4 protein-coding genes and 1 riboswitch are annotated in these 5,118 nt (G+C 71.7%); of the genes, 1 reads left to right on the forward strand and 3 read right to left on the reverse strand.

Annotated elements, in window-relative coordinates; all coding sequences use genetic code 11:
• Window positions 1-110: 110 nt before the first annotated feature.
• From B5F84_RS09285 to B5F84_RS09295, 3 genes are read right to left on the reverse strand one after another with little or no spacing between them, the layout of a single operon-like run.
• On the reverse strand, window positions 111-908 hold the full coding sequence (locus B5F84_RS09285; RefSeq protein WP_087323278.1) for an energy-coupling factor transporter transmembrane component T: 798 nt from the start codon (window positions 906-908) through the stop codon (window positions 111-113).
• A complete protein-coding gene (locus B5F84_RS09290; protein ID WP_087323280.1) occupies window positions 908-2,713 on the reverse strand; it encodes an energy-coupling factor transporter ATPase in 1,806 nt (601 codons plus the stop codon). The genes B5F84_RS09285 and B5F84_RS09290 overlap by 1 nt, the downstream gene beginning before the upstream one ends.
• A gap of 6 nt (window positions 2,714-2,719) precedes the next feature.
• Window positions 2,720-3,295: an ECF transporter S component gene (locus B5F84_RS09295; protein WP_087323283.1), complete on the reverse strand. Its 576-nt coding sequence runs from the start codon at window positions 3,293-3,295 to the stop codon at window positions 2,720-2,722.
• A 5-nt stretch (window positions 3,296-3,300) separates the two neighbouring features.
• Window positions 3,301-3,447, reverse strand: a riboswitch (FMN riboswitch).
• 98 nt (window positions 3,448-3,545) lie between these two features.
• Between B5F84_RS09295 and murB the strand changes: the two genes are divergently transcribed.
• Complete coding sequence (gene murB, locus B5F84_RS09300; RefSeq protein WP_087323286.1) at window positions 3,546-4,466, forward strand: UDP-N-acetylmuramate dehydrogenase; 921 nt, start codon at window positions 3,546-3,548, stop codon at window positions 4,464-4,466.
• The last annotated feature ends 652 nt before the right edge of the window (window positions 4,467-5,118 follow it).

Consider the following 5,118-nt stretch of genomic DNA (forward strand, 5'->3'; position numbering starts at 1 on the left):
CTGCCCGCCTATCTGGAGCGCTACAATTGGGAGCGTCCGCACAGCGCGTGCGGGGGCCTCCCGCCCATGTCGCGCATCGTCGGCGTAAACAACCTATTGGCACACAACACCTAGGGGGCGAGAAGGACGAGCACGGCCACAAAGGCCGCCGTGACGAGCGCGGCGAGCGCGTCGCGCCGGCCGAGACGCTGCTCGTGCAGGTGCGTGCGCCCGCGCCCGCCCTCGTAGCAGCGCGCGTCGAGCGCGCGGGAGAGTCCCTCCGCGTGGCGCAGGCCGCTTGCGAGCAGCGCCACGACCACCGGGACGATCGAGCGCACGCGACGCACGGGGCCGCCCTCGTCGAAGGCCCCGCCGCGCATGGACTGGGCGTCGATGATCGCGGAGGTCTCGTCGGCGAGCGTGGGCACAAACCGCAGCATGAGCGAGAAGACCATCGCGAGCTCGTGGCCGGGAAGCCCCACGCGCGCAAGCGGGGAGAGCAGGGAGTCGAGGGCGTCCGAGAGCTGCGTCGGGGTGGTGGTGAGCAGGATGAGCGAGCCCGTGAGCAGCGCGAGGGCAAAGCGCGCGGAGTAGAGCGCCGCGGCCCAGATGCCGCCCGAGGTCACGGAGAGCGGGCCCGCCACGGCCACGACCTCGCCCGTCCTCACGAAGATGAGGTTGAAGAGCGACAGGACCGCGAGGAAGAGCGCGAGCGGCCGGACGGAGGCCACGATGCGCCCCGCGGGGATGCGCGAGAGCGCGAGCAGGGCGCCCACGAGCGCCGCGCCCGCGACGAGCTGGGCTGCGCCGGAGATGCAGAAGATGGCCACGAGCAGGGCGAGCGCGCAGACGAGCTTGGCGCGCGCGTCGAGCGCGTGGACGGGGGAGCGGGCGGCGACGTACTGCCCGATCTCGATCCTGAGCGCCATCAGGCATCGCCTCCCTCGCCGGCCGCGGCGGCGCTGCCGGCCGTGGCGGAGCTGCCGGCCGTGGCGCCCCCCGCCGCCCGCACGCGCCCGAGGGCGGCCACGAGCGCATCGGTGGTGAGCGGGTCGCCGAGCGCGGGCATGCCGCGCCGCTCGAGCTCGCGCGCCACGCGCAGGGAGCGCGGGATGCCAAGGCCCGCCGCGACGAGGTCCTTCTCGCGCTCGGGCGCAAAGACCTCCGACGGGCGCCCCTGGGCGAGGACGCGCGCCTGGTTGAGCACGATGACGCGCTCCGCCCGCGCCGCGTCCTCCATGGAGTGCGTGACCTGCACGAGGGTGACGCCCAGCTCGCGCAGGCGGGCGAGGACGGAGCGCAGGAGCGCCCGGCCGCGCGGGTCAAGGCCGGCGGTGGGCTCGTCGAGGATGAGGACGGAGGGCTCCATCGCGAGGACGCCGGCGAGCGCGCAGAGGCGCCGCTGCCCGCCGGAGAGCGCGAAGGGCGAGGCCTCCCGGCGCGAGGAGAGGCCCACCAGGTCCAGCGCGCGCGTCACGCGACGCTCGACCTCCGCCTCGGGAAGGTGCAGGTTGCGCGGGCCAAACGCGACGTCCTTCTCGACCGTCTCGGCGAAGAGCTGGCGCTCGGGGTGCTGCATCACGTAGCCCACGGCCCGGCGCGCGCCGCGCCGCCCGTGCCGCGTGCGGGTGTCAAAGCCCGCCACGAGCACGCGCCCCTCGTCGGGCACCTCGAGCCCGCAGAGCAGCCGGAGCAGGGTGGACTTGCCCGAGCCCGTCTGGCCCACGATCGCGGTCGAGGTGCCCTCGGCCACCTCGAGCGTGACGCCGTCAAGGGCCCGGCCGCGGGCGTCGTACGAGAAGGACGCCCGCTCGACGGAGACGAGCGGGCGGCGCGGCCGCGCGGGCGCGGGCGAGAGGGGCGGAGCGGCCGGCGCCGTGGCTGCCGCGGCCGCGCCGGCCGTCGGGCGCGCCGCGCCGGAGCAGAGCTCCTCGACGAGGTCCTTCTCGCCACACGTCCAGGGGAGGCCGAGCCGCTGTGAGAGGCGCGCGGCAAAGGGCACCTCGAGCCCGAGCTCGGCGAGGCGGGCGCCGTGCGAGAAGACCTCTCCCGGCGTCCCCTCCAGGACGATGCGCCCGTGGTCCAGGACGATCACGCGGTCGGCCTCGAGCGCCTCCTCCATGAAGTGGGTCACGTGAAGCAGGGTGGTGCCCGCAGCCGCGAGCCGCCCCATCACGCGCATGATGGCGCCGCGGCCGCGGACGTCGAGGAGCGAGCCGGGCTCGTCGAGCACGAGGGCGGAGGGCTCCATGGCGAGGGCGCCGGCGATGGCGACGCGCTGCTTCTGCCCGCCGGACAGGCGCGTGGGGTCGGCCTGGGCGAGGCCCTGGAGCGCAACGCGGCGCAGCTCACGCTCCACGCGCGCGGCGATCTCCCCGCGCGGGAGCCCGAGGTTCTCCGGGCCAAAGGCGACGTCGTCCTCCACGACGCTCGTGACGATCTGGTCGTCGGGGTTCTGGAAGACGAGGCCCAGGCTGCGACGGGCGCGCCGGTAGGCCTCGAGGTCGGGCGCGCCGTCCGCGCAGACGCGCTCGCCGCAGAGCTCGACCGTGCCCGCGTCGGGGGCCAGAAGCCCCGTCACGACGGAGGCGAGCGTGGACTTGCCCGACCCGTTGGCGCCGAGCACGCAGACGCGCTCGGCGCGCCCCACCTCGAGGGAGACGTCGTCGAGCGCGGGCGTGCCGTCGTAGAGCAGGCTCACGTGCGAGAGCCTGATGAGGGCGTCTTTTGCCATGCGGCGCTAGCGGGAGACGACCTGCGAGATCGGCTTCTGGATGAGCGCGGTCACCACGCAGTTGATGACGATCTTGAGCAGGTTGAACGGCAGCAGGATGGGGACGATCATGGCGATGACCTCGTCGACGGAGACCGCGGTGTAGAGCGGGGTCACGACGAGGTTGCACAGGATGCAGGCCACGAGGGAGACGATACCGCCCACGACCATGCCCACGGCAAGGCCGCGCGCGCCGGGCACGCGCCGTGCGACGAGGGCGGCCGGGACCGTGAGCGCGAGCCCGGCGACGATGGCCATGACGTGGCCCCAGACGTTAAAGCTGAAGAGCGTCTTGAGGACCCAGGGGAGCACCACGACGACCGAGCCGGTGGCGGGCCCAAAGACGAGGCCCGCGATCAGGGCGACGATGCCCGAGGGGTCGTACTGGAGCCAGGGCGCGGGCGGGAAGATCGGCACCTCGACAAAGGTGAGGATGAAGGAGAGCGCGCAGAAGAGCGCGGTCACCGCAATGCGCCGGGTGGACCAGGCGCCGCCGGAGGTGGTGGAGTGGGTGTCGTGCGGGACATGCGTGGGAGCGGCCATGGGGGCCTCCGTTTCTTCCATCCGGACTGTAACCGTTGGTCCTGGAATCTCACCAGGTCAGCCGCCTTTTTAGCGGGTCGCGGACTTCGGGTTCTGGGCGCGCCCAGGCCGTTACCGCCAGTGGGGAATCTCACCCCGCCCTGAAACTGTCACGCGAAGTGTAGCACTTTTGGGGGCCGCGCGGCGCGCTGCTATACTCGTAGGGTCATGAGGGCGCCCCGCGCGCCGCCGTCGTCGAAGGGACCGGCCCGTGAGTAACACCGAGAGCGAACGACCCCTGGCCTGGAAGCTGCGCTCCATCGTGGGCGAGGAGAACGTCCTCGCCGACGAGCCGATGAGCGAGCACACCACGTTTGGGGTGGGGGGCCCGGCCGACCTCTTCGTCATTCCCGAGAGCTTCGACGAGGTGCGCGACGTGCTGCGCGCCTGCGACGAGGCGGGCGTCGAGCGCTTTGTCCTGGGGCGCGGGTCCGACCTGCTCGTCTCCGACGCGGGCTATCGGGGCGTGATCGTGGCGCTGACCGAGGGCCTCGTCGGGGTCACCGTGGACGGCACGGAGATGACCTGCCAGGCGGGCGTTGACCTGCGGGAGGCCTCGGAGATGGCCTGCGAGCTGGGGCTCACCGGCCTCGAGTTTGCCTGCGGGATCCCGGGCTCGGTGGGCGGGGCGTGCTTCATGAACGCGGGCGCCTACGGCGGGTGCACGGCCGACGTGCTCAAGTGCGCGCGCGTGCTCATGCCCGACGGCTCCCAGGTCACCCTGGGCGTGGACGAGCTTGACCTGGGCTATCGCCACAGTCGCGTCCACGACGAGGGGCTCGTGGTGCTCTCCGCGACCTTTGCGCTCGAGAAGGGCGACCCCGAGAAGATCCGCGCCACGATGGACGACCTCATGCGCCAGCGCGAGGAGAAGCAGCCGCTCGACCTGGGCAGCGCCGGCTCCACGTTCAAGCGCCCCGAGGGCTACTTCGCCGGCAAGCTCATCATGGACGCCGGGCTCCAGGGCTATCAGGTCGGGGGTGCGGCCGTCTCCAAGAAGCACGCCGGGTTCGTGGTGAACCTCGGCGATGCCACCGCGGCCGACGTGCACGCCGTCATCGAGCACGTTCAGGACGAGGTCGAGCGCCAGTTCGGCGTGCGCCTGGAGCCCGAGGTGCGCTTCCTCGGGTAGCGGCGCGGGGCCGCGGTTGGTCCGGGGCCGCGCCGCGCGGGTTCTTCTCGCATGGCCGCGCCCTCATCGCATGGAGCCAGCCTTCCCCCGAGCCTCATGGGCTGCCGACCGCAAGCCCTCACGTCCCGGCAGCCCCTATCATGCGAGATTGGGTAGGCATCTTGATATGAGCCCACCTCACTTTGGGTGAGCCCACTTCTTCGGCACCGCTTTTGTGTGGGTCGACCCGGCCCGTCACTCGACAAGCCCGTTTCGGCCCTCCCTTGCACGATAGTGGGTAGGTGTTTTGATATGCACGGAGCTCCTGCATCAAAACACCTACCCACTATCGATAAAAACCTGCAAAAAGCACGTTATTCTCGACGGTTTTGGGTGGTTGACCCCTTGCTCACATCAAACCACCTACCCAATCTCGGTTTGGACATCAAACCGCCTACCCAATCCCGCAAAACGCAGCCGAGTGCGCGCGGGGGCATCAAACCGCCTACCCAGTTTCGTCGTGAACATCAAACCGCCTACCCGGTTTTGACGGCCGGGACGGCGATGCGCGGCTTGGAGGGCGCAGGCGGGGCAAAACGGGCAAGGGCCGCGGGCGAGAAGAACGGTGGCCGCGGTTCTTGGTCCGGCGCGCAGGAGCACCCGGTCCCGCCCC

This window comes from Olsenella sp. An290, assembly GCF_002159535.1.
Taxonomy (GTDB): Bacteria; Actinomycetota; Coriobacteriia; order Coriobacteriales; family Atopobiaceae; genus Thermophilibacter.